General features: G+C 40.1%; 17 protein-coding genes. 4 read left to right on the forward strand and 13 right to left on the reverse strand.

Annotated features, from left to right (window positions below; genetic code table 11):
• Positions 1-229: 229 nt before the first annotated feature.
• Positions 230-1,240 carry a hypothetical protein gene (locus AWW68_RS01320; RefSeq protein ID WP_068215769.1) on the forward strand — a complete coding sequence of 337 codons (1,011 nt, stop codon included), beginning with the start codon at positions 230-232 and terminating at the stop codon, positions 1,238-1,240.
• Here AWW68_RS01320 and AWW68_RS01325 read toward each other — a convergent pair.
• From AWW68_RS01325 to AWW68_RS01360, 8 genes are all read right to left on the reverse strand, one after another.
• Complete coding sequence (locus AWW68_RS01325; RefSeq protein ID WP_068215771.1) at positions 1,214-2,419, reverse strand: M20 metallopeptidase family protein; 1,206 nt, start codon at positions 2,417-2,419, stop codon at positions 1,214-1,216. The genes AWW68_RS01320 and AWW68_RS01325 overlap by 27 nt on opposite strands.
• Positions 2,412-2,939: a hypothetical protein gene (locus tag AWW68_RS01330; RefSeq protein ID WP_068215773.1), complete on the reverse strand. Its 528-nt coding sequence runs from the start codon at positions 2,937-2,939 to the stop codon at positions 2,412-2,414. The genes AWW68_RS01325 and AWW68_RS01330 overlap by 8 nt, the downstream gene beginning before the upstream one ends.
• Positions 2,932-6,282, reverse strand: coding sequence for a preprotein translocase subunit SecA (secA, locus tag AWW68_RS01335; RefSeq protein ID WP_068215775.1), 3,351 nt, complete (start codon positions 6,280-6,282; stop codon positions 2,932-2,934). The genes AWW68_RS01330 and secA overlap by 8 nt, the downstream gene beginning before the upstream one ends.
• Before the next feature lie 64 nt (positions 6,283-6,346).
• The gene (dapF, locus tag AWW68_RS01340; protein WP_068215777.1) at positions 6,347-7,120 is read right to left on the reverse strand and encodes a diaminopimelate epimerase; all 774 of its coding nucleotides are present in this window, start codon (positions 7,118-7,120) and stop codon (positions 6,347-6,349) included.
• Between the two features lie 119 nt (positions 7,121-7,239).
• Entirely contained in the window at positions 7,240-7,599 is a 360-nt protein-coding gene (rplS, locus tag AWW68_RS01345) for a 50S ribosomal protein L19 (RefSeq protein ID WP_068218386.1), read from the reverse strand.
• An 85-nt stretch (positions 7,600-7,684) separates the two neighbouring features.
• Entirely contained in the window at positions 7,685-8,362 is a 678-nt protein-coding gene (gene trmD / locus AWW68_RS01350) for a tRNA (guanosine(37)-N1)-methyltransferase TrmD (RefSeq protein WP_068215779.1), read from the reverse strand.
• Positions 8,352-8,894, reverse strand: a complete 543-nt coding sequence (gene rimM / locus AWW68_RS01355; protein WP_068215781.1) for a ribosome maturation factor RimM — start codon at positions 8,892-8,894, stop codon at positions 8,352-8,354. Before rimM ends, trmD begins: the two co-directional genes overlap by 11 nt.
• A gap of 8 nt (positions 8,895-8,902) precedes the next feature.
• Positions 8,903-9,463: a 30S ribosomal protein S16 gene (locus tag AWW68_RS01360; protein ID WP_068215783.1), complete on the reverse strand. Its 561-nt coding sequence runs from the start codon at positions 9,461-9,463 to the stop codon at positions 8,903-8,905.
• 254 nt (positions 9,464-9,717) lie between these two features.
• Between AWW68_RS01360 and AWW68_RS01365 the strand changes: the two genes are divergently transcribed.
• The 3 genes from AWW68_RS01365 to lpdA are packed head-to-tail and all read left to right on the forward strand — an operon-like array spanning position 9,718 to position 15,462.
• Positions 9,718-12,462 (forward strand): 2-oxoglutarate dehydrogenase E1 component, encoded by a 2,745-nt coding sequence (locus AWW68_RS01365; protein ID WP_068215785.1) that lies wholly within the window; start codon positions 9,718-9,720, stop codon positions 12,460-12,462.
• A 12-nt stretch (positions 12,463-12,474) separates the two neighbouring features.
• A complete protein-coding gene (gene odhB, locus AWW68_RS01370) occupies positions 12,475-14,025 on the forward strand; it encodes a 2-oxoglutarate dehydrogenase complex dihydrolipoyllysine-residue succinyltransferase (protein ID WP_068215787.1) in 1,551 nt (516 codons plus the stop codon).
• Between the two features lie 36 nt (positions 14,026-14,061).
• The gene (gene lpdA / locus AWW68_RS01375; RefSeq protein ID WP_068215789.1) at positions 14,062-15,462 is read left to right on the forward strand and encodes a dihydrolipoyl dehydrogenase; all 1,401 of its coding nucleotides are present in this window, start codon (positions 14,062-14,064) and stop codon (positions 15,460-15,462) included.
• A 15-nt stretch (positions 15,463-15,477) separates the two neighbouring features.
• Here the strand turns inward: lpdA and AWW68_RS01380 are convergent, their stop codons facing one another.
• From AWW68_RS01380 to AWW68_RS01400, 5 genes are all read right to left on the reverse strand, one after another.
• Positions 15,478-15,933, reverse strand: a complete 456-nt coding sequence (locus AWW68_RS01380) for a hypothetical protein (RefSeq protein WP_157717475.1) — start codon at positions 15,931-15,933, stop codon at positions 15,478-15,480.
• 163 nt (positions 15,934-16,096) lie between these two features.
• A complete protein-coding gene (locus AWW68_RS01385) occupies positions 16,097-16,450 on the reverse strand; it encodes a hypothetical protein (RefSeq protein WP_068215793.1) in 354 nt (117 codons plus the stop codon).
• Between the two features lie 90 nt (positions 16,451-16,540).
• Positions 16,541-17,200, reverse strand: coding sequence for a response regulator (locus AWW68_RS01390; RefSeq protein WP_068215794.1), 660 nt, complete (start codon positions 17,198-17,200; stop codon positions 16,541-16,543).
• A gap of 2 nt (positions 17,201-17,202) precedes the next feature.
• The gene (locus AWW68_RS01395; RefSeq protein WP_068215796.1) at positions 17,203-21,819 is read right to left on the reverse strand and encodes a PAS domain S-box protein; all 4,617 of its coding nucleotides are present in this window, start codon (positions 21,817-21,819) and stop codon (positions 17,203-17,205) included.
• Positions 21,820-21,896: 77 nt separating this feature from the next.
• Positions 21,897-26,534: a PAS domain S-box protein gene (locus tag AWW68_RS01400; protein ID WP_157717476.1), complete on the reverse strand. Its 4,638-nt coding sequence runs from the start codon at positions 26,532-26,534 to the stop codon at positions 21,897-21,899.
• Positions 26,535-26,587 lie beyond the last annotated feature (53 nt).

A 26,587-nucleotide genomic window follows, 5' to 3' on the forward strand; every position in this document is an offset into this window, starting at 1 on the left:
GCTGTATACCTAGTAATGTAAAGCCTATGTTAACATTTGGGGTATTATTGAAAAAATTGTTAACCATCTATCTTGTTGATTTTGTGAGTGTTATGAAATATAAGTGTCATAATTGCTTGACAATCAACCAGTAGCAAAAGGGTGTTATAATAAGATATCTGAAAAGAAATTTTAGATTTGTGCTTCGATTAAAGCGATTAACTAAACCTGTCCAGTAGCTCATCCGAAAATGTCCCAGCTAGAGATCGTAATGTATGTTGGTTTTATTCTATCAGCATATTCTGTTATCGGTAACGATGTTATCCAAACCCTTGGAACTTTTCTCTCTTCTAATGAGCACAGAAAGTGGTGGGTTCTATGGATCTTCGCTGCCTCCCTTTTGACTATAGTGCTACTTTATGGATGGTACGTAAACGGAGGAGATCCTACATACGGCCGTCTAATTGGCGACCCCCCTGTTCACAGCTTAGACAACCCGAAATATGCCAATCCGGTCGATAAAGAGGGGTTCGGCTGGGCTTACTTACTACCGCCTATAGTACTGTTAATTATTACTAGGTTTGGAATTCCTGTTAGTACCTCCTTCTTGATTCTAACATTTTTTCATCCTAAAGGACTTTACGACATGGTTGTAAAGTCAATGTCTGGCTATTTAGTAGCCTTTGGTGCTGCCATTGTTGTTTATCTTTTCATTGCGAAGAAATTTGAAAAACGATTTATAGAAAATCCACCGAGTGCCAAGCAAAAACGGGTATGGACAGTATTGCAATGGTTTTCTACTGGTTTTTTATGGTCTCAATGGCTAATTCAAGACTTTGCCAATATATATGTTTATCTGCCGAGAGAAGTTTCTCCAACAACAATGGCCTTTACTTTAGTGGTCTTTTTGGTTCTGCTAGGCTATATCTTTTATTCAAAAGGCGGGGCTATACAGGGCATTGTAAAGGCAAAGTCAAACACTATGGACTTAAGGTCTGCAACTATTATTGATTTCTGTTTCGCTATTATACTATTGTTCTTCAAAGAATTGAACAATGTACCTATGAGTACAACCTGGGTATTCTTAGGCTTACTAGCAGGTAGAGAAATTGCAGTTAAATATTTTGCTTACGGCAACGTACCAAATAATACTTTGAAAGACCTTGGAAAGGACTTAGGCAAAGTGTTTTTCGGGCTGGCTATTAGTATCGGATTAGTGTTCTTAATTAGCTTCTTAACGGGAGTTCCTATGAGCTTCTAATTGCTGAAGCGCAATCCATGCCATTAGTCCAATACCTACTTCAATAGCATCTTCATCAATGTTGAAATTTGGAGTATGGACACCATTGGTAGTACCTTTTTCTTCATTACCCGTACCTAATCTATAGAAACAAGAAGGAACCACGTGGCTGTAATAAGCAAAGTCTTCTGCCCCTAGCCATAAATCAAGGTCTTGAACATTTTCTTTACCTAAATAGTCTTCTGCAGCCTTTCTCGCTAAGCGGGTAGTATCTACATCATTGCTAAGGAAAGGGTAACCAACATCTATAAAAACCTCACAGCTTCCACCTAAACCTTCAGCTATTCCTGTTGCTGCGCGTGTTATTAGCTCGTGAGCCTTGAACCTCCAGTTCTCGTCCAGTGCTCGGAAGGTACCCGAAATTTTGACTTCATCTGGAATAATATTCTGTGCATGACCTCCATGTATTGTACCGAATGTAAGAACAGTTGGTGACTTCGGGTCTGCATTTCTACTGATTACCTGCTGGAGTGCGGTAATAATTTGAGCAGCTATTACAATTGGGTCTACCGACCTATCTGGCAAAGCGGCATGACCTCCCTTACCTTTTACCGTAAGATATATTTCATCGGCACTGGCCATATACATACCTTCCCTGAAACCAACCTTACCAGTCTCAATAAATGGCATTACATGTTGCCCTAACATTGCTCCAGGCTTAGGGTTTTCTAACGCTCCATCTTTAATCATCAAAGACGCCCCACCAGGATTCTTCTCCTCCCCAGGTTGAAAAATCAATTTAATGGACCCTTCAAAAGAGTCTTTTAACTCACTGAGGATTCGTGCGGCTCCAAGTACGCAAGAAGTATGAACATCGTGCCCGCAAGCATGCATCACACCCTCATTAGTCGACTTATAGGGTATGTCATTCTGCTCTGTTATTGGCAGCGCATCCATATCTGCCCGAAGAGCTACGGTGTATTTTTCAGGATTCTTACCTTCAATAATGGCCACCAAACCAGTACCAGCCACGCCTTCTTGTGGCTCAATTCCCATAGTCCTTAATTGTTCTGCAACAAACTTAGCGGTCTTATACTCTTCATAAGACAATTCTGGGTTTGCATGAATATGCCTCCTAATATCTATGGTATTGGAGGCAAACTGTTTGGCTAAATCTTTAACGCGCTGCTGATCAATCATTCTCAATTGGGAATTTATCTGGAACGATAGATGCCGTTGGGTAGTAATTCCTAATTTTTCTGTAAAGCGACTGAGCTTCTATTTGCTGATAAAACTGACCCACTTTCACAAAGTAAGTCGGAAGTTTATAGCTAAACCTGGCTTCCCACTCCGGAACCAAATCAAAGAGTCTATTCCTTACCCTTCCTGCCTGAAGCTCGTCATTCCCTGAATAAACGAGGATAGTGTAACCATCAGCCAAACGGATACTATCATTCTTCACAAGCATAGAATCTATGACAGCATTAAGCTCAGAGGAGATGTCGTAAGACACCTTTAGAGGCTCATTGGCTATCACCTTCTGCTCTTGTTGATCAGATTGTTCTTGTTGCTCAAAGATGGGCCTGTACTTACTCAGGTCATCTTCATAAGAATAGTCTATCACTTCTTTCTTCTGGGGTACAGAAGTTGGGCTACAGCTCCATACAGCCATAGCCACTATCAGTGTAAGTAATAATATATTTCCTATGGATTTACTCATCCAATACAATGCATTTATTGTTTTTGATATCTTCTTCAACCGTCTTGAACTTAACGTCTTTTATCACCTTTCCATCTGTGTATTGGACAGAAACTTTATCGTTTCTTCCATATACTTTCTCAGACTTGATAGGCGCTGTTTTTTCAACTGGCGGCCTATTTCTGGTATCCTGTCTTCCGGCTAAAGCACTTCTACTTTCTTCCTTAGACTCGTTATAGCTTTGCTTTCTAGCAGAACGAGCTTCTTGTACCTTGTTCGGATCTTCACTAGGAATAAAGGCCTTAGTCAAGAATGAAATAGTGTCTTCATTCACCTTGCTCAGGAACACTTTGAACATTTCGAAAGCTTCGAATTTATAGATCAAAAGCGGATCTTTCTGTTCATACACCGCATTCTGAACAGACTGCTTCAAGTCATCCATATCGCGAAGGTGCTCTTTCCAAGTCAGGTCAATAACGCCAAGCGTAATTGCCTTTTCCATGGCTTCGATGGTCTCACGATTATCCGTTTCAATCGCTTTCTCCAGATTAACAGCTACACCAATTTGTCTTTTCCCATCGGCAAATGGTAAAAGAATATTCTGTACAGTTGCGCCTCTTTCTTTCTGAATATGCTGAAGGAATGGAAGGGTACGCTCAGCAATCATCCTATTCTTGGTCTGATATGCAGCATAAGCCTCTTCGTACAAGTCGTTGGTCAACGTATTTGCATCCGTGGTTCTAAATTGATCTTCAGAGATCTTAGTATCTAAGCCTAGAACACTAATTGAGCTTAGCTTGAAGGCGTCATAATCTTCTCCACCCTTCGAGTTATTGATAATATCCTCACAAGTGTCGTACATCATATTCATGATGTCTAACTGAAGCCTTTCACCAAGGAGAGCATTTTTACGCCTGTCGTAAATAACAGTACGCTGCTGGTTCATTACATCATCATACTCAAGAAGTCTCTTACGGATTCCGAAGTTGTTCTCTTCCACTTTTTTCTGAGCTCTTTCAATGGACTTGGTGATCATAGAGTGTTGAATCATTTCGCCCTCTTGAAGTCCCATTCTGTCCATCAATTTGGCTACTCTATCCGAACCGAAAAGTCTCATTAAGTTATCTTCTAACGAAACAAAGAATTGCGAAGAACCAGGATCTCCCTGACGACCTGCACGACCTCTCAGCTGCCTGTCTACCCTTCTAGATTCATGTCTTTCAGTACCAATAATAGCCAAACCACCAGCAGCTTTTGAGTCTGGGTGCAGCTTAATATCTGTACCTCGACCCGCCATATTGGTAGCAATAGTTACCGTTCCTGGCTTACCTGCCTCTGCTACAACATCTGCTTCTCTAGCATGTTGCTTGGCATTCAGTACTTGGTGATTAATCTTCTTTAGGTGGAGCATTCTACTCAGAACCTCAGATATTTCTACAGAAGTTGTACCCACTAGCACAGGTCTTCCTTGCTCGGTCAACTCAACAATTTCATCTACCACAGCATTGAATTTCTCCCTAACTGTTTTGAAAACCTTGTCTTGCCTATCGTCTCTCTGAATATTTCTGTTGGTAGGAATAACTACGGTATCTAACTCATAGATCTCCCAGAACTCACCAGCTTCAGTTTCTGCAGTACCAGTCATACCAGCTAATTTGTGGTACATTCTGAAGTAATTCTGCAAGGTGATAGTTGCGTATGTCTGAGTGGCATCTTCCACTTTTACATTCTCCTTAGCTTCTATCGCTTGGTGCAGACCATCTGAATACCTTCGGCCATCCATTACACGACCTGTTTGTTCGTCAACAATTTTCACTTTGTTGTCTACAACAATATACTCAGTGTCTTTCTCGAACATAGCATAAGCTTTCAACAACTGATTGACAGTATGAATTCGCTGAGCCTTTACACTATAATCCTTAATGGCTTCATCCTTCTTTTTCAGCTTTTCTTCATCAGAGACACCCTCTTCTTTTTCTAGCTGAGCTACTATATCTCCAATATCTGTTAAGATGAAAAAGTTAGGATCTTCTCCTTCGCCAGTAATCAGTTCTGTCCCTTTTTCAGTCAAGTTTACCGCATTACTCTTCTCATCGATAGTGAAGTAAAGTGGCTCATCGGCCAAAGGCATGTTTTTCTGATTATCCTGCAAGTAAAAGTTCTCAGTTTTTTGCAAGGTGATTTTAACCCCGGTTTCACTTAAAAACTTAATCAAAGGCTTATACTTTGGCAGGCCTCTGTATGCTCTAAAAAGTGCTAAACCACCGTCTTGCTCATTACCTTCTTTGATTAGTCTTTTGGCATCGTTCAAATACTGGCTACAAAGTTTTCTTTGCGCATCTACCAACTTCTGAATTCTCGGCTTAAGCTCATAGAATTCATGCTCGTCACCTTTTGGTACAGGGCCAGAAATAATCAATGGAGTTCTAGCTTCATCAATGAGTACTGAATCCACCTCATCGACCATAGCAAAATGGTGTTTCTTTTGAACCAACTCCTTCGCCTCGCGAGACATGTTATCTCTTAAATAATCGAAGCCGAATTCGTTGTTGGTACCATAAGTAATATCACAACCGTATGCTTGTCTTCTTTCTTCTGAGTTCGGAGCGTGCTTATCAATACAGTCAATGCTCATTCCATGGAACTGGAATAAAGGCGCCATCCACTCAGAGTCACGCTTGGCTAGGTAGTCGTTCACAGTTACCACATGCACTCCTCTATCTGCCAAGGCATTGAGGTATGCTGGCAAGGTGGCCACTAGGGTTTTACCTTCACCAGTAGCCATCTCGGCAATTTTACCTTGGTGCAGCACTATGCCACCAATTAGCTGTACGTCATAGTGGAGCATTTCCCACTTTACTAACGTACCAGCAGCCATCCACTCATTCTTCCAAGTAGCCACATCTCCATCTATTTTGATGTGATCTCCTTTAGCTGCCAATTGCTTATCCCACAAGGTAGCGGTTACTTTAAGTTCACCATTCTCCTTGAGCCTTCTTGCAGTTTCCTTTACTACAGCAAAAGCCTGAGGAAGAATGTTCATCAAGGTTTTTTCAAGCGCCTCGTTTCTCTCTTCTTCTAGCTTGTCTATAGCTTCAAAAGTAGACTCCTTCTCCTGAATATCTAGCTCAGGATTATCTTCTATTTTCTGCTGAAGCCCAGCAATTTGGTCATCAATTTCTTTTAAATCTGAAGCAATAATTTCCTTCAGTTCGGTTGTTTTATTTCTTAACTCATCGTCCGATAAACTGGCAAATGAGGAGAAAATCTTGTTGATCTGTTCAACATAAGGGGTCACTTCTTTAATATCCCTATCTGACTTGCTTCCGAAAAGCTTTGCCAACCCTTTAGTGAAAACACTCATATCTTAAAATTATGTGCTAAAGTTAGTCTCTTGATGTTAATTATTGAAGGTCTAAAGCAATTCTTTAAACTTCTATCTGACCTTGAAAAACTGCCTTTGCCGGCCCAATTAAATATATATTGGAAAATCTACCATTCTCCTTTTTAAAGTCTACTCTTAACAAACCGCCTTGTGCCTGTAAATTCACTGAAGCCAGCTCTTGTTGAAGCCCTAATGAAAGTGCCGCAGCGGTACATCCAGTACCACAACTGAGGGTTTCTCCTTCCACCCCTCTTTCATAGGTTCTAATATTCAAGGTATTGGTGTTTACTTTCTCTAAGAAATTAACATTAACACCCTTCTCTGAAAATCTCTCAGAATATCTAATCGACCTACCCTCAGCAATCGGGTCTATTGTATCTATACTTTCCACATACTTAATATAATGGGGGGAACCAGTATCAATTAGGTAATCTTCGCCAATCTCTTCATAACTCTCCACATCGTGCATTTTGAGATGGACTAAATCACCATCTATGCGGGCAGTATGCTCGCCATCTATTGCCATGAAGGCAGTTTCATCTTCGATAATCTGAAGGAAGCACGCGAACATTACCGCACAACGACTACCATTGCCACAGAGAGATTGAGAACCATCTGGATTAAAATAAATCATCTCGAAGTCTGAGGAAGCGGACTCTTCGATGAGGATTACGCCATCGGCTCCAATACCAAAACGTCTGTCACAAAGATGGGAGATTAATGAAAGGTTAGACTTATCGAAGCGCTGGTCACGATTATCTATCATGACAAAATCGTTACCAGTACCTTGATATTTATAGAATGAAATAGTGGCCATTTCTTGAATTTGACTCGATGGTGCAATTAACGAGCCTTTTTTAGAATTGTGACAAAATGACTGACTGAAAACAAAAAAAGCCCCAAAAGGGGCTTTTATATCTTATGCGATAGTAAGGCTTATTTAGAAAGCTTCTCTTTGATACGAGCAGCTTTACCCTGACGCCCTCTTAAGTAGAACAATCTAGCTCTTCTAACTTTACCTCTTCTTACTACATCAATTTTGTCGATGCTTGGTGAAAGGATCGGGAAGATTCTTTCAACCCCAACACCACCAGATACTTTTCTTACAGTGAAAGTCTCACCATTGGTGCCTTCATGTTTTCTCTGGATTACAGTTCCTTGGAACTGCTGAATTCTTTCTTTATTACCCTCTGTGATTTTAACGTGTACGTTAACTGTATCACCGGCATTGAAAGCTGGCATTGCTGCTCTTCTTTCGCTATTTTCTTCCTCTACTAGTTTAATAAGATCGCTCATGATTTCTTCGTCTAAAAGCACTTCCCGCAAAACGGACTGCAAATATAGAGATTAGTTTTTGATTATCTGTGTTTTGTGTGAAAATTTATTCTTCAAGTAAATCAGGCCTTCTATCTTTTGTTCTCTCAATTGATTTTTGAGCTCGCCAGTCTTCAATTTTTTGTTGATGGCCAGATAAAAGCACTTCTGGAACCTTCATTCCTTTGTATTCTGCAGGCCTAGTGTAAACTGGTGGTGCAAGCAAATTATCCTGAAAAGAGTCAGTCAATGCTGAAGTTTCATCCGAAAGCACCCCAGGGATAAGCCGAATTATAGCATCAGACAAAACTGCTGCGGCAAGCTCTCCTCCAGATAAGACATAATCTCCTATACTTATTTCTCTAGTAACAAAAGCTTCGCGCACCCTTTCATCTACCCCTTTATAATGACCACAAAGGATAATGATGTTCTTTTTAAGAGATAGCTGATTGGCAATTCCTTGCTCTAATCGCTCTCCATCAGGCGTCATGTAAATCACCTCATCGTATTCCCTATCTTTTTTTAGTTCAGAAATACATCGGTCGATTGGCTCGATCATCATCACCATACCAGCACCACCACCATAAGCATAATCATCGAGCTGCTTTTGCTTATTAGTAGCCCATTGACGCAAGTCATGCACCACAACTTCTACCAAACCTTTATCTTGAGCACGCTGAAGAATCGAATGAGAGAAAGGGCTCTCAAGCAATTTTGGCAAACAAGTAATGATATCAATCCTCATTTTCTGGGTTGGTATATACATCAATCAGACCATCAGCTATATTGATATGCATCTCTTTGGCTTCTCTGTCTAATTTGATTAGTAGTGACTCCGTGTAAGGAAGTAGAATTTCTATACCCCCAACATTCTCTACCACAAGAATAAGCTGAGGACCACTCTCTATTACATTTTTGATACACCCCACAGACTGACCGGACTGGCTAATCACTTGGAAGCTATCAATCTCATGCAAGTAAAATTGATCTCCAGAAGGTTCTGGCAAAGCCGAAAGCGGCAAGTAAAGCTCTGCCCCTTTTAGGGTTTTGGCTTGCTCAAAATCCTGAATTTCATCAAAGGCCACAATAGCCTTTTCAGACCTGACATTGATATACTCAATAAAAAAAGGAACCAGCTGTTGCCCTTGTCGAACAAAAACTGATTCCAAATTTTGATAGTCTTCAGGTGAGTCTACATCTAATAACAATTGTAACTCACCCTTTAAACCATGTGGTTTGATGATGTAACCTAATTGATAACAATCATCAATATTCATGACTTGACTTATTCTTTAGTCTCGCCTTCAGCTTCAGTATTTTCAGCCTCAGCAGTTGCTTCTTCAGCACCTTCTTCTGCTTCCTCAGCCGGAGCAGCAGCAGCTTCTGCCTCTGCTTTCTTAGCAGCTAGAGCTTCAGCTCTTGCAGCACTAACTTTAGCCTCAGCCTCAAGTCTAGCTTTCTTCTCAGCAGCTTTATCTGCAGCAATCTGATCAGCCTTACCTTGAATCTTAGATTCTTTGTCAGCTACCCAAGCCTCGAATTTCTTATCCGCTTCTTCTTGAGTTAAAGCTCCTTTAATAACACCAATTTGAAGGTGTTTTTTCAACATCAAACCTCTGTACGAGAGCATAGCCTTTACAGTATCTGTAGGCTGAGCTCCATTCATCAACCAGTTGAATGCTCTATCGTTATTAATATCGATAGTAGCTGGGTCGGTGTTAGGATTGTATGTTCCAATTTTCTCAATAAAGCGACCATCACGTGGTGCTCTAGCGTCAGCGATAACTACATCGTACATCGCTCTTCTTTTACGGCCTCTTCTGGCCAATCTGATTTTTACTGCCATTTTCTTTTATATGGTTTCTGAGGATCACGTCCTCGCTCTTTCTGAGAACACGTCTCGAAAAAGGACTGCAAAGATAGCTCCTTTTTCTTTAAAACCACATCAGCAATAAAAAAACTATCACACTTAAACAATTACACCACCAATCGATTAGATAAGTAACTGAATTTAAATTCAATTTGTATAATCGTTTACACGGTTTTATTACTTAAAACATTCAGTTTACCTTTGTCGTAATTAATTGAAAACATCACCCTATGAGCAATTATTCCTACCTCGGAAATGCTGACCCAAAAGCAATAGAGGCGCTCTATCAGCAATATTCTCAAGATCCTTCGAGTGTTGAAGAAGGCTGGAAAAAGTTCTTTGAAGGATTTGAATTCGCACAAGAGTCTTTCCCAATGCTTCCTGGCGACCAGAAAGAACCAAAAAAAGGTGGTTCTGGAGCCCTAGTATCTGATAAAGAAGTTCAGGTAAGAAACCTGATACATGCTTACAGAACCAGAGCACACTTAAGATCTAAAACTAACCCTGTTAGAGAAAGACGAGATAGAAAACCAATTCTTGAACTTGAAGATTTTGGCCTTAGTGAAGCAGATTTAAACACTGAGTTTAATTGCGGTGCCGAAATCGGAATTGGTAGAGCTACACTTAAAAAGATAATCGACTCTCTTAAATACATATATGAAGGCACGGTAGGCTTCGAGTATATGTCTGTAAGAGACCCTGAAAAGCTCAAGTGGTTAAGAGAAAAAATTGAAAAGGAGGCTTTAGCCTTCAAACCTTCTACGGAACAAAGAAAGCGCATACTTAATAAGCTTAATGAGGCCGTAGTTTTTGAAAACTTCCTTCACACCAAATATTTAGGACAAAAGAGATTCTCTTTAGAAGGTGGCGAAACTACTATACCAGCTTTGGATGCTATAATTAATAAAGGAGCAGAGCTTGGCGTAAAAGAAGTGATGGTTGGCATGGCCCACCGAGGAAGGCTGAATGTTTTAGCCAACATCATGGGCAAAACGTATGAGCAAATCTTCAACGAGTTTGAAGGCAATGCGAAGCCAGACCTCACCATGGGTGATGGTGATGTAAAGTACCACATGGGCTATTCTAGCCAAGTAGATACTCCTTCTGGTGAAAAAGTAGAGATTAAACTAGCTCCGAACCCTTCACACTTAGAAGCGGTAAACCCTGTTGTTGAAGGTTTTGTAAGAGCCAAAGGCGATGCCGAATACGATAACGACAGGTCTAAAATTCTTCCTGTACTTATTCATGGTGACGCAGCCGTTGCTGGTCAGGGAGTAGTTTACGAAGTGGTTCAAATGAGCCAGTTAGAGGGCTACAGAACTGGTGGAACAATTCACTTTGTCATTAACAACCAAGTTGGATTTACTACGGACTTCGATGATGCTCGCTCAAGTGTCTACTGTACCGATGTAGCCAAAATGATTGATGCGCCAGTACTTCATGTCAATGGTGATGACCCAGAGGCGGTGGTATTCTGTGTTCAATTTGCTACTGAGTATAGACAAAAATTCGGTAGTGACATTTTTGTTGACATGGTTTGCTATAGAAGGCATGGCCACAACGAAAGTGACGAACCTAAGTTCACACAGCCATCATTATATAATAAGATCAGTAAGCACCCGAACCCAAGAGAGGTTTACAACAAGAAGCTTATTGAAATGGGCGAAGTTGAAGGCGAGCTAGCCAAAAACATGGACAAAGAGTTCAGGAGCATGCTTCAGGACAGATTAGATATGGTAAAACAAGAACCTTTACCGTATGTATATCAACCTTTGGAAGAAGCTTGGAGAAACCTTAGAAGATCTAAACCAGAAGATTTCGACCTATCTCCTGAAACTGGAGTTAAAGAGGAAGAAATTAACAAAGTGGCAGAAGCACTTACCACTATTCCAAGTGGCTTCAAACCCATAAAGCAGATTGAGAAACAATTGAAGCAACGTAAAGACATGTTCTTCAAAGACAAACAGCTAAACTGGGCTGGTGGTGAACTCCTTGCTTATGGAACTTTACTTTTGGAAGGAAACCCTGTGCGCCTGACAGGTCAAGACGTTCAAAGAGGAACATTCTCTCATAGACATGCCGTATTACATGATGCTAATACTAACGAAGCATACAACAGCTTAAATCATATTGAAGGAGCTGAGCAAAAATTTGAAATCTACAACTCTCTTCTCTCTGAATTTGGAGTTATGGGCTTTGAATTTGGCTATGCTATGGCTAACCCTAACGCGTTAACTATATGGGAAGCGCAGTTTGGTGACTTTGCCAATGGTGCCCAAGTAATGATCGACCAATTCGTTTCTTGTTCTGAAACCAAATGGCAAAGAATGAACGGCCTTGTATTGTTGCTACCTCACGGCTATGAAGGCCAAGGACCTGAGCACTCAAACGCTCGCCCTGAGAGATATCTTCAGCTTTGTGCCGAATACAATATGGTAGTTTCTAATATCACTACCCCAGCCAACTTCTTCCATGCTTTGCGTAGACAGTTAACTTGGGAGTTTAGAAAGCCATTGGTAGTAATGTCTCCAAAATCTTTACTGAGACACCCTAAGGCAGTTTCTGACTTAAGCGAGTTCACTTCAGGCAGATTCCAAGAGGTAATTGCTGACGATACAGTGAAACCAGCTTCAGCAAGAAAAGTAGTGCTTTGCTCGGGTAAAGTTTATTACGATCTGATTGAAAAGCGCGAGAAGGATAAAATCAAAGATGTTGCCATTATTAGACTGGAGCAACTTCATCCTTTCCCTAAGAAACAAATCAATGATCTTCTGGCCAAGTACACCAAAGCCGAAGACTTTGTTTGGTTGCAAGAAGAGCCAGAAAACATGGGCTACTGGAACTACATTCAGAGAATATACCCAGAGAGAAGCCTCAAACTGATTTCTCGAAAAGCTAGCGCTTCTCCAGCAACAGGTTTTGCCAAAGTGCATGCCGAAGAACAAGAATTAATCATAGAAAAAGCTTTCGCATAAAACATAAGAATCATGAGTTTGGAAATTAAAATTCCTGCCGTTGGCGAATCAATTACCGAAGTAACAATTGCCCAATGGTTCAAAAAAGATGGAGACTTCGTTGAGATGGATGAAGTAATCTGTGAACTGGAATCAGACAAAGCTACTTTCGAGTTGAATGCGGAAGCAGCCGGCAAATTAACCATCAAAGCCGAAGAAGGCGACACCTTGGAGATTGGCGATGTTGTTTGCCTGATTGATACTGACGCTTCAGGCTCTTCAGATTCTCTAAAAGAAGAGAAGAAAGAAGCAGCTCCAGCTGAAGACAAAGGTTCAAGCGAGCCTAAGTCTACTGGTGAAGTGAAGGAAATGACTGTACCAACTGTTGGTGAGTCTATCACAGAAGTAACCATTTCTAGCTGGTTGAAAGCTGATGGCGACTATGTGGAACTCGATGAAGTAATTGCTGAAGTAGATTCAGACAAAGCTACTTTTGAGCTTCCAGCTGAGGCTAATGGTATCTTAAGAATTATTGCTGAAGAAGATAGCACTTTGGAAATTGGTGCTTTGATTTGCAAGATTGAAGTAACTGAAGGTGGAGCGCCATCAAGCTCTTCTGAAAATGAGGCTACTGGTTCTACCAGCACCAGCTCATCTGCTCCAAGCGGAGATGAGACTTACGCTACAGGCCATGCCTCTCCTGCTGCTGCTAAAATTATAGCTGAAAGAGGATTAGACGCCTCGCAGATTAAAGGAACAGGCAAAGACGGCAGAATCACAAAAGAAGATGCTGAAAATACTAAAGCCCCGAGCAAAGAAGCTCCTAAGAAAGAAACTAAGTCAGAGGCTCCTGCATCAGCTCCAACATTTGTAGCTGCTGGCGCTAGAGATGAAAGAAGAGAGAAAATGTCTTCTCTTAGAAAAACAGTTTCTAGAAGGTTAGTATCTGTGAAGAATGAAACGGCCATGCTCACTACTTTCAATGAAGTGAACATGAAGCCAATCATGGAGCTTAGATCTAAGTACAAAGAGAAGTTCAAAGACAAATACGAAGTTGGTTTAGGCTTTATGTCATTCTTCACCAAAGCGGTGACCATGGCATTGAAAGATTGGCCTGCAGTAAACGCTCAGATCGATGGTAATGAAATTGTTTACCATGACTACACTGACGTTTCTATTGCTGTATCTGCTCCGAAAGGGTTGATGGTGCCAGTAATCAGAAACGCAGAGAGCATGAGCTTCGATCAAATTGAGAAGGAAATCATCCGATTGGCTACCAAGGCAAGAGACGGTAAGCTTTCCATCGAGGAAATGACTGGTGGAACTTTCACCATCACCAATGGTGGAATCTTCGGTTCAATGCTTTCTACCCCAATCATTAACGCTCCGCAGTCGGCAATTTTAGGAATGCACAACATTGTGGAAAGACCAATGGCAGTAAATGGAGAGGTAAAGATTCTTCCAATCATGTACGTAGCCCTTTCTTACGACCACAGAATTATTGATGGCCGTGAGTCTGTCAGCTTCTTGGTAAGAGTGAAGGAATTACTTGAAGATCCGACTAGACTACTTCTCGGAATTTAATCTCAATACTAGGTACTCACTACTAAATACAACAAAATGAAATACGATGTAACAGTGATTGGTTCAGGACCTGGCGGATATGTAGCAGCAATTCGTTGCGCTCAGCTAGGCATGAAAACAGCCATCATTGAAAAATATAATACACTTGGAGGAACATGCTTAAATGTTGGATGTATCCCTTCAAAGGCTCTATTAGATTCTTCTGAGCATTACCATAATGCTGCTCACACTTTCGAAACTCACGGTATTCAGCTTGATAATTTAAAAGTGAACCTTGAGCAAATGATTGAAAGAAAGCGTGGCGTAGTTACAGATAACGTAAACGGTATTGCCTTTTTGATGAAGAAGAACAAGATCGATGTTCACACAGGCGTTGGTTCGTTCATCGACAAAAACAATCTTAAAGTCACTGACGCTGAAGGTAAGGAGACTAAACTTGAAACTGATAAGGTAATTATTGCCACAGGTTCAAAACCAGCTTCGCTTCCTTTCATTGAAATCGACAAGAAAAGGATCATCACTTCTACTGAAGCACTAGAACTTAAAGAAATACCTAAGCACATGATCGTAATTGGTGGCGGTGTAATCGGTATGGAGCTGGGTTCAGTTTATGCTCGTTTAGGTGCTGAGGTTTCTGTGGTAGAATTCATGGACGACCTAATTCCTTCTATGGACAAAACCATGGGCAAGGAGTTGAAGAAATCTCTGAAGAAACTTGGTTTCAACTACTACCTAGGCCATAAAGTGACTGAGGTAAAAGGTACTGCAAAAACCGTTACCGTTAAGGCTGAAAACAAGAAAGGTGAAACTGTAGAAGTTAAGGGCGATTACTGCTTGGTTTCGATTGGTAGAAAGCCATACACTGAAGGTTTAGGACTTGAAAACGTTGGGATCAAAACTGACGATAGAGGCCGAATTGAAGTAGACGAACACTTAAAAACTTCTGCTGATAACATTTACGCAATTGGTGATGTAATCAAAGGCGCCATGCTAGCGCATAAAGCTGAAGAAGAAGGAGTATTTGTTGCCGAAACCATTATGGGACAAAAGCCTCACATAAACTACAACCTCATACCGGGAGTAGTTTATACTTGGCCAGAAGTTGCGTCTGTAGGATTCACCGAAGAGCAATTGAAAGAAAAAGGAGTAGCCTACAAAGCAGGTTCATTCCCGTTCAAAGCTTCAGGACGTGCAAGAGCTTCTATGGATACCGATGGCTTGGTAAAAGTGCTAGCTGACAAGAATACAGACGAAATCTTAGGAGTACATATGATTGGCCCAAGAACAGCAGATATGATTGCTGAAGCTGTTGTAGCTATGGAATACAGGGCAAGTGCTGAAGATATCGCAAGAATGTCTCACGCTCACCCAACTTACACAGAGGCGTTTAAAGAAGCGTGCCTGGCTGCCACAGACAACCGGGCACTTCACATATAGTCTGTCAGTATAATATTATTTATCATTAGAGGAAGCTGTCAAAACGGCTTCCTCTTTTAGTTTCTTAAAAGTCATAGGCACTTCGGCCTCTATACCCAAGTTTACTCCCTGAACAGTCATTAAAACTAGTGTAGTCTTCTGATAAGACTTAAACTTGGCCATTATTCTGTCTGAACTTTCACCATTTCTCAACTCAAGCACTAAGCCAAGGTCTCCAAGCGGTTTGATAGATTCAATAATAGCCTCACCTGTTGGAGTAAGTAAAGTCAGCGCGGAATCAGTCGGCTTAATTCCCATGACAAGTTCGGTATCATTTTCAGACTCTAGAACCCACTGGCCTACTAGAGCTTGCTGATGGTTAGCTAACTTAGCTTGTTCTTCCTTATCAGTAAATAAATAAGCATCGTCTGCGCAACCATAAGCGCTGAATAGGAACACTAATGCCCCCCAAAATAGAAAGTGCTTTTTCATGTTGGTCTCTGTTTGCCTTAACAAGTCAAACACTTCTCCAAACTCACAGAACCTTTAAAATCAGACGATTAACAAATACAAATTGTTCATAATTGAGATTCTTTCTCATTATGGGACAACCTAGAATCAAGAACTGAAGCTGCCAAAAAAGAAGACTGAGTTACTATGAGTAAACACCAAAAGACTCTAAAACTTCTTCGATATCATCAGAAAAGTCGAAGAAAGAGAGATAAGCATCAAACCCTCTATTTAAGATTTGATCTTTCATTTGCGGTACCATAAACGTGTGCATTCCTACTATTTTGACACCTGGGAATTGGGTTCTCAGCTTGGTCAAAATATCTGACTCCTCGTTTGTAAGGTCTGTTAGGTTAACAAAGACCACAGCACTAGAATGGCCAGTCATAAAATCTGGCGCAAGGAAGCTACGTGGAGAAACAAGCCTCGCATTTGGCATGAAAATTTTCAATGCCTCTAGAAGAGTATCATTAAGTGGCGTTTGCTTACCAATAAGCATTACGAAGCTTTTAACAAAATTACAAAATTGAGCCTCTCGAAAGACTCGGTGATTTACCTAGTTCAATCGAGTAGGTAAAATACCTATTTCCTATATATCATCAAAAAGCTGTCTGTCAACAGCATAAATTACGAGACCAGCTACATTTTTACTTCCCGTCTTATCAAGAAGATTCCTCTTGTGTGCGTCTACAGTTCTTACGGAAATGAACAACTCATCTGCTATTTCTTGGTTCGAATATTCCTTCAGAATTAACCTCAAAACTTCCTTCTCTCTATCCGTCAGGGGCATTTCCATGGCCACATTACTGCTAGATTTGGTCTTAACCTTTCTAATGTTATTCATGATAATGCTTGTAACTTCTGGGCTATAATAAGTACCTCCCATCATTACATTTTGAATAGCGAGTTTCACTTCACTTTCACCACAATTCTTTAGCAAGTAGCCCATTGCCCCTTCTGCCAACATTTGTTTAATATGCTGACTCTCCCCCATCATAGTAAGTGCAATCAGTTTAATATCAGGAAATTTAGACTTTAACTCTTTGGCCAACTCCAAACCATCCATCTCTGGCATGTTCAAATCGCTAAGTACTAAATCTACTTCCAAAGACTCGAGCTGCTCTAGGCAGTCTATACCATTTTCTGCTTCACCTACAATTTTGTAGCTCTCGTCTTCTGCTAAGTAAGTTTTAATACCCTCTCTGATCATTTTATGATCATCGACTAACATGATTCTTACAGTATCCATTTTTAAACTTCGGTTAATATATCCTTTGAAATCTGTACGACTATAAATGTTCCCTTTCCCGGAGCGCTTTCTATTTCTAAAACTCCTGAAATAGCATCGATTCGGTTTTGCATACTCCTCAATCCGAACCCAATATCAGAAGATTTTGCTTCTTCTACATCAAAACCACTACCATCATCTTCTACAGTGAGCATCAAAATATCGTTATAATCTCTCAATTGTACATTTACCTCATTGGCGTTTGCATACTTAATAACGTTATTCAGCGCCTCTTGCAGAATTCTATAGAGAGTAACCTCAATATTCTTGTCAATGTTACTTTCATCTGCCAAGTTATGGTTAAAGTGAAAGATAGTACCATCAACAGAGTTATTAAATTCCATAATAAGGCTCTTGCAAGCACTTATAAAGCCGAAATCTACAATGGCTTTGGGCATAAGAGTATGGGCAACGCCTCTACTTTCTGCTATAGCTTGCTGCAAATATGACCATCCTTGTTCAAATTTCTTCTGACTTCTGTCACTCAATTTAGAAATCTCTCTATGAATGAACTCCAAATTTAAAGCCGATATGGTCAGGGTTTGCTGTAAACCATCATGGATTTCTCTAGAAATTCTGCGTCTTTCGTTGTCTTCTGTCTGCAGAATAGCCTCTAACTTATCCTTGGTTTTCTTTTTCTCTTTAGAAATATCTGAAATGGTACCAACAAATCGCAAAGCATCACCCGACTCCGACTTAACTACTTTTCCTCTCATTAACACCCAAAGCCAAGAGCCATCGAACATTTTCATCCTAAACTCTCGAACAAAGGTATTATCTCCAAGCTGTTGAATTTGCTTTCTTAATTCATCTACCGTTCCAAAATCGAAATCGGACTTATTAATAAGTTTAGTGATCCCTACAATATGTTCCTGTACAGAACTTATTTTGTAACCAAGCATTCTATAAAGCACCGGACTAACATCTACTTTGCCCGACTGAAAGTCCCAATCTATAATAGCATCTTGAGTGGCTTCTAAGGCAAACCTGAGCTTCTCTTCTCGCTCTCGAATTACCTTTTGAGACTTAATTAGCTCTGTAATATCATGAGCGATTCCTATAATTCGAACGACTTTACCGTCTTCAAGGATTGGTATTAAACTGGTTTCGAAGTCTTGTTCTTTATCTTGAAACTTAACCTTCTCTTGATAGGTAACCACTTCGCCAGAATCTCTACAACTCGCAAACCTCCAATTCAAGTAATCGGCCATCTTAGGGAAGAGATCTTCGATATACCTGTCTATCACATTTTCATTTGAATAGCCTATTATTTTGGCATCTACCGAGTTTATTTCCAAATACTTAAACCTATCTCCCTCAACCCCGACAATAAAAATGGCATCATTGATATTCTCGAAAACTGAGTGGTACTTATCCCTGTCGAGTTTAATCTGCAACCTGCTATCTTCTAAAGCCTGCTCCATTTCCATCTCATGTGTCATATCCATGACCACCACCAAACTAAGTTCTTCTTCCTTAATCTTGAGGTTTGTAAACTCTAAGCGTATTGGGAATCTGGTGCCATCTTTATGACAGCCGCTATAATGCCCTCCAGGCTCAACTTGGTTTTTAAGCAATTCCTCGTCAAACTTCCCATCAATATTCTCAAATATGGGTATAAGCTCACTGATGTTTTTGTACTGAAACTCCTCTAGTTCAAAATTGAATATTTGGGCAGCTTTTTTATTGAACAGCTCTAAGCTTCCCTCGCCATTTACAAGTATAAGGCCGTTAGCTCCAGCTTCGAATACATGCCTAAACCGTGCTTCGCTTTCTAGCCTGGCCAACTCATTCTTTTTTCTGTCGTTAATATCTGCCAGTACACCCACCAATTTCTTAATAGTTCCATTAGGATAGCGCTCTACCACTCTCCCCATGGACTCCATCCAGACATAATCACCAGACTTGCTCTTTATTCTATATTCGACCCAGTAATTATTGATGTATTGATTATCTGTTCCGGGCTTGCTGATCTTAGCGAACTGAGCCTGATCTCTAGGGGCATCTTCAGGGTGAATAAGGGCCTCCCACCCTTCTCTTGTCAATTCAAAATCGCCTGCCTGGTAGCCTGCAAGGTTATAGAATTGCTCTGCATACATATAGTCTGTTATATGCCCTTCTTTATCATAGATTTCGTAGTAAGAAGCTAACTTACCTGCCTCCATAGCTAAATTTAGCTGCTCTAAAGCCTTGGTAAGCGTTTCTGTCCTTTCTTCTACGGTGTCTTCAAGACTATTAAGAACTTGCTTCAATTCGGTGGTTCTTAAGTCTACTTCAACTTTTAGTTTTTTATTCTTCTCCCTTATAATTCTTGTCCTCCATTTTACAAGAATTACTAGCAATGCAAAGCAAAGCAAGCCAACAAGAATAGTAAACAGGGTGCTTTCATACCATTTAGCTAGCTTTCTAACAGATATTGTTTCTACAGGACTCTCTTTGCCCATGTTGGCCAGGCGCAACTTAAATGTGTAATTCCCTTTAGGCAAATTGGTGTAAATAGCGCTCGATCTTTGACCTACATTATGCCACTGATTATCAAACCCTTCTAAAGTAAACTCATACTCTAAACTGCCGTAATTCAAAAAGTCGATTCCAGAATAATTTATAACTAGGTTATTATCATTACCTGAAAGTTGAATCTGATTATCTTTTATATTAAAAACCTCATTTTCAACCATGTAAGATTCAATATCTAATACGGGACTCCTCTTTGGCTTAAAATCTGGAGTAACCTCAATAAGCCCTCTATCTGTGGTGATGAGTATTTTTCCTGAGGTAGTTTTGATTTGTAGCGGGTACCCTAATGCATTATCTGAAGAGCTAATAGCATAGAATTCAATATTGCTTAGCGGATCCCCATTTTCTATCAAATCTTCAAATTCTTTCAGCGGCAAATAAGAGACACCCAAATTGACTCCGAACCATAACCCTCCATTATCATCAGGAATCATGGAACTACTATTCTTAACTTTAAAATTCTGCTTACTATCTAAAACCGACACTGAATCACCTTTAAGCTGAATTAACCCTCTAGATTTGCTACTAACCCAAACTGATTCATTCACCTCTGTGGCTGAAAAGAAGTTCTCTCTTTCAAGGCCAAGTTCTGATCCAACAGCTTCTAACTTGTCATCTTTAAGTTGATATAGCCCTGAATCTGTTCCTATTAAAAGCCCATACTCATCTGTTTCATAAAAGAAGAAAATCCTCTTGTCGTCTAGTTCCTTTTTCTTGTTCGTAATACCGTTTTTGATAGCTACAGTTTCATATCGCCCATCAGTGGCCTGACGATTAACCCAAAGCGTTTCACTTTTATCTGTAAACAGCGCACGTGTAGGCCTATCATCTATCTGACGAACCAAGGATGTATTGACACTATTATATCGCACCTCAAAAAGCCCCGACTGCCCCCCTAAAAGCAAATTCCCATTATTTAATTGAGCAATTGACTTAATAGACACTGGCAGATTGTCATCACTCGGTATAGGGGATAAAACACCATTTTTAATAGAAAAAAGTCCCCTATTGACCGACCCAACCCAAACATTACCTTCTCTATCTTCATAAACAGATGTGGTAAGTGCTACTTCACCTTCGTTATAATAGTCTATAAACCCAACAGCTGATTGATATAGAAAAGCTGCCCCACTATATGTACCTATCCAGAAATCTCCATGCTTATCTTCGAAAACCGCATTAACATGAAAGTCATTACTAGCAAGTGAGTAATTCACAATCTCTACTTTTGTGCCGTTGACTCTGTATAAATTCTCATGCGCTAGAACCCAAATAAAGCCTTGAGAGTCAGCTTTGAGTGAGTGAATAATATCGCCTCTAACCCCAGCTTCTTGTTGATCGCTCCAATCTATCTTGGTTTTGACTCCATCTTTTACTCTGTAGAGACTCCCATTTTCTAAGGCTACATAGATAGACCTATCTATATTTCCGACAGCGTGTTGAATATCATCTGGAAAAAGTTCGTTCAGAAAGGGGAATGATTTCTTAGATTGCGCACCATCTACGGTGAATACCTCCTCTTCTTTGGTTACCACCCACAGTAAGTTTTGTTGACATTTAATTAGACTTTTGATTTCACCAAGCCCGAGCGGATCTTTTACGGCACTATCACCGCCAACTCTATATAGAAAGCCTCTGGCTAAGGCCCAAAGATTTCCTTCAGGGTCAAATTCTAGCCTATCAATATCATTCTTGAGCTGCTTATTAGCATCTTTCCAAACAGAAAATTTACGATTTTTATAATAGTATAGGTTTTCATTGGTAGACAACCATAAAATATCGTCTGGACTTAAAACAGCCTGCTGAAATTCGTCTCTATTAAATACCTCAACCTTACTTCTGTCATAAACTTCAACATCATAGCCGTCAAATCGAAGCACGCCTTCTGCAGATGTCATCCAAATGTAGCCAGTAGAATCTTGCGCTATATCTGTAATCTCAGACCTGCCTAAGGGGCTTTTCTGATGCCAATAGGCTAAATCATTCTGAACAAGTGGGCGTTGATGCCAAACATCATACTTAGGACTATCTTGAGCAGATAAACTTGCTGCACATAGTAACAAACAACAAAATTTAACAATAAACCTCATAATCCATGTAAGCTCTTGGGTCTAGCCTTTTTGCTAGATGCAATAATTAATTATTCTAAAGCCTCTTTCAATATTTCCACTATAACTACTGTGCCTTTGCCAGGGGCACTATCAATTTCTAAATGAGCTGAAATAGCATCAATTCTATTCTGCATACTTCTTAAACCATAACCGTTTCCTTTAGCCTTTACAGCCTCAACATCAAAGCCTACACCATTATCTTCAATAGTCATTAAGATAATATCTTCGAACATTTTCAGTTGAACATTTACTTCAGAGGCTCTAGCATACTTAATAATATTATTTATAGACTCCTGAAGAATTCTGTAAAGCGTTACTTCTACATTCTTATCGGCTATTCTTTCATCGGCTAAGTTTTCATCAAACCTAAATGCCGTTTCTTCAATACTATTATCATACTGCATGATTAGACTTTTACAAGCGCTAACCAAGCCAAAATCTACAATTGCCTTAGGCATGAGGGAGTGTGCCACTGTTCTACTTTCGGCTATTGATTTTTGCAAATACTCCCAAGCGGTATTGAATTTCTCTTTCCCTTTCTCGGAAAGTTTCTCTACCTCCTTCTTTGCAAACTCCATGTTAAGCGCAGTAATAGTAAGGGTTTGTTGTAACCCATCGTGGATTTCTCTTGAAATCCTACTTCGCTCATTATCTTCGGTAAGTAAAACTGTCTCTAACTTTTCCTTAGTCTTCTCTCTTTCTCCGGTAATGTCGGTAATTATCCCAACAAAGCGCTGTGCCCTACCTTGAGCATCTCTCTCTACTACCTTACCTTTAAGGAGAACCCATAGCCACTCGCCAGACTTCTTTTTCATTCTAAAGCTACTGGCAAACTGTTCTCCAACCTCTAACTTATTGATAATTCTCAGAAGATCAGCCTTATGTATGTTATCAATGTCTCCTGAGTGAGCAATTTTCATTAAACTTTCTAAGTTCTCATCAATCTCAGATCTATCATACTCAAGCATTCGGAATAACGCATCGCTAAACTCCATAATGCCATTGGTCATGTTCCAATCAAAGATTGCATCTTGAGATGCCTGAAGAGCATACCTTAACTTCTCTTCTTTATCCTTTATCAATTTATCTTGAGCTAACTGACCTGTTATTTCGTGAGCGATCCCTATAATTCTCACTACCTTACCATTTTCAATTATAGGGACTAAACTGGTATCAAAATCTCTTTTCCCTGTTTTTAGACTGAGTTGTTCTCTGTAGGTAATTGTCTGCAAACTATCTCTACAAGTGCTATACCTCCATTCTAAATATTCGGCAAAATCTGGAAAGACCTCGGAAACAGATTTATTAGCCACCTGTTCTGTAGACAGGTTGATTATTGCCTCTTGAGCCTTGTTGAATTCGACAAACTTGAACTCTCCATTATCATCTACATCCAGAATAAATAGCGCATCACTTATATTCTGGAAAATGGTCATATACCTATCTCGCTGTCTTTGTAGTTCTTGCTTACTACTCTTGAGCGCGTTTTCCATCTTCACTCTTTCAGACATATCGATCACTAAAACCAGCGTATACTTTTTGTCTTGCAAGTTGATGGGACTTACTCCAATTTGAAGCGGAATAACTTCTCCAGCTTTTGTAAGGCCTTCCAAGTCTCTCTCTATGGTAATTGGTGCCGAAAACTCAGCTTTATGATAGCCCTCCCTTAAACCAACATGATGACCACGATAATTATGAGGAATTAAGTCTTCAACCCTTACGCTTTTCCACTCTTCTCCTTGGTATCCGAATACGCTTTCGGCTTTAGCATTCTGCATTACAATGGCCCCATTAGAATCAACCAGTAAGTGGGCACTTGTGCTTTGCTCAAAGAGCTTCTGGAACATTTCATGGCTAGATTTCTGCTCTAACTCTGCCTCTTTTCTATCGGAAATATCAGTAACTAAACCCGTAATTCTAGACTCTAAGAGTTTCCCATTAGACGACATCCAAATATAAGCTCCATCTTTTCTTCGAGCCCTGTATTCTACTTCGAAGGTTGTGATAGGGTCTATGGAACGTTGACTGTCTAACATTTCTTCAATAGTATTTACTACATATTCTTTGTCATCTGGATGAATGATCTCAATGAAGTTATCCCAAGTGGTTTGAAAAGACTGTGGTTCATATCCGAGCAGCTTAAAGTACCTATCTGAGTATTCAGCAACTCGCTCACCTTTTTTATTCAAGCTCCAAACGTAAGATGCATGCTTTCCTGCATCCATAGCTAAATTGAGCTGTTCATTTGCCCTCAAGAGGCTTGACGTTCTTTCTTCTACCTTTTCTTCCAAGCTAAAAAGCACCTCCTCTAGCCTGGTAGTTCTACTAATCACCTGCTCTTGCAGTCTGCTGTTGTGTTCTCGAATAGACCTCGTTCTGGCTCTATAGGCCAGAACAAACAATAAAATAATTAAAACAATGTAGAGGATAATAGCCAAGTTGGTTCTATACCAATATTTAGCCTTTATAATTGTAAATGCTTGGTTTGCTTCTTCGTAATAACCATCTGAATTCACCTCTCTTAATCTAAAGCTATAATTCCCTGCGGGGAGGTTAGTATAGTAGATGTCCCTGACTCCCTTAATATTATACCAACCTTTATCAAACCCCTCTAATTTATATTCAAAAGATAGATCTCCTCTTTCTTGAAAGTCTATGGTAGAGAACCTTATACTGATTTTATTACTGTAAGGAGGTATCTCAACTATTTCTTCTGGATGATATTCTTCTCCATCCACAGTAATTGATTGAACCTGATAATTCCGAGTTCTAGGCGCTCTATAGTTCTCATTTACAACTACCAACCCATTAGGGCTGCTGTAGTAGATAACACCATTTTTTGCTTTCCAATTAATAGGGTGTCCAGCAGGACTCACAGTAACGTTAGCTGGATAATATTCTACACTTTTCAGGGAGTCTTGCTCAATAATATTTCTCTTTAGCTCTGACAAAGCGACTCTGTATAGTCCACTTAGGCTAGAAAACCAAACGCCACTATTAGCGTCCATCATTATGGCAGTTGGGGAACTGATAGAAAAGCCATTTTTAGAGTTATGGGTTGTTAGCTGACCCGAACTCTTTTCATATCTAATTAAGCCCTTCCCTTCCGTAACTGCCCAAAGATTCTCTTCTCCATTGAAGTAACTTGTAAAGGCCTCTGTGGAAAAGCCATAGCTACCTCCCACCTCAGTAACTTCACCTCTATAATACCTGAAAAGACCATTTAGAGTGCCTATTATAAAATTATCTGGCTGAAACTCATTTATCCACCTTACATTCTTCCCATTCAACTCAGGCACCTCCACCAGCTCATTATCTCTATAGAGTAGTGTCCTGGTCTTTGCAAGGCCTCCTATCTCATTTATCCATACTACATCGTCTCCAGTAGCGTATGCAAAACGAACATTTGAGCTCACAATCTTCTGAAGGAACTCCAGTACTCCATTTTGGTATCTAACCTTAATTAGCCCATTTTCTCCGCCAATGAGTAAATCACCATTACTTTGTTCATTAATGGTGAAAATATTGGATGGCATTCTAAATGAAGCTTTTGGCTTCACCAGTTCACCCTTTTGATACAAATAAAGCCCCTTACCTCCAGTTGCTACCCAGATATTGCCATCCGAAGCCTCAATAACAGCCTTTGTTTCTACCGGTGTTGTTACTCCTCCTTCATTAAGCTGTACCAAGCCTACTGGTGATTTGGGAATATAATTGAGGCCGCGATAGGTACCAATCCATATATCTCCATTTCTATCTTCAAACAAGGTTCGAACACCGTTGTCTGATAAACCATCGTGAGTGGTAAGACTTTCTACCTTGTCTTTACTGAACCTGTAGGTACCATTTACAGAAGATGCCCATACAAACCCATGAGAGTCTGGGAATAGATTTCGCACCAAACCAATATCAAATGCTTTTTCCGAATTGATTTCAATGAACTCTTCATGATTATAGTAAAGTAGCCTTTCATCGTCTAGAGAGATGTAAAGATTACCTTCTGCATCATCTACCACCATTCTAATGGCTACTTCACCGGTATATTCATTAACCTCTGGTAAGTCATAAAGCTGTTTGTCTTTCACATACTTTACCTTACCAGTATTTAACATTACCCAGATCCTATCGTCAAATCCTCTTTTTAATTGGTATGCATTTTCAATTCCAAACGGGGCTTTCTTTACACCAGTCTCATCAATTTCTAAAGCCTGACCATTGGCCAACGCTATTAAACTACCGTCTTGTCTAGTAATTATTTTCCACGCCAATGAAATCTCTACATCGTCAGAAACCCATTCATTGAACTTCTCACCATCGTAATAATAGAGCCCATCCCTACCACAGACCCAAACCTTTCCATCTTGAGCCACTTCTACTTGCGCAAAGTCTTGACTTTCAAAAACAGAAGTATTGTTTAAGTTGAAAACGGTTGAACGCCTTCCATCGAACCTGATAACTCCCTCACTTGTAGCTAACCAGATAAAGCCAAACTTATCTTGATCTATGTCCCAAACTGTAGCCCTACCGAGTGGGTTTGAAAACTCCCAGTTTTTGATGACATTTTGATTGATGGGACGTTCCCTCCACATCTGATGTGGATCATTTTGAGCAAAGAGTAGATTACCAAAAAGGGAAAGAATAAATAACAGCCTAACAGAGTACCTCACAGTATTGAAGAAAAAGGGGTCGGCTTTATACTAAATAAAGCTAACATATTGAT

Source organism: Roseivirga spongicola (genome assembly GCF_001592965.1).
Taxonomy (GTDB): Bacteria; Bacteroidota; Bacteroidia; order Cytophagales; family Cyclobacteriaceae; genus Roseivirga; species Roseivirga spongicola.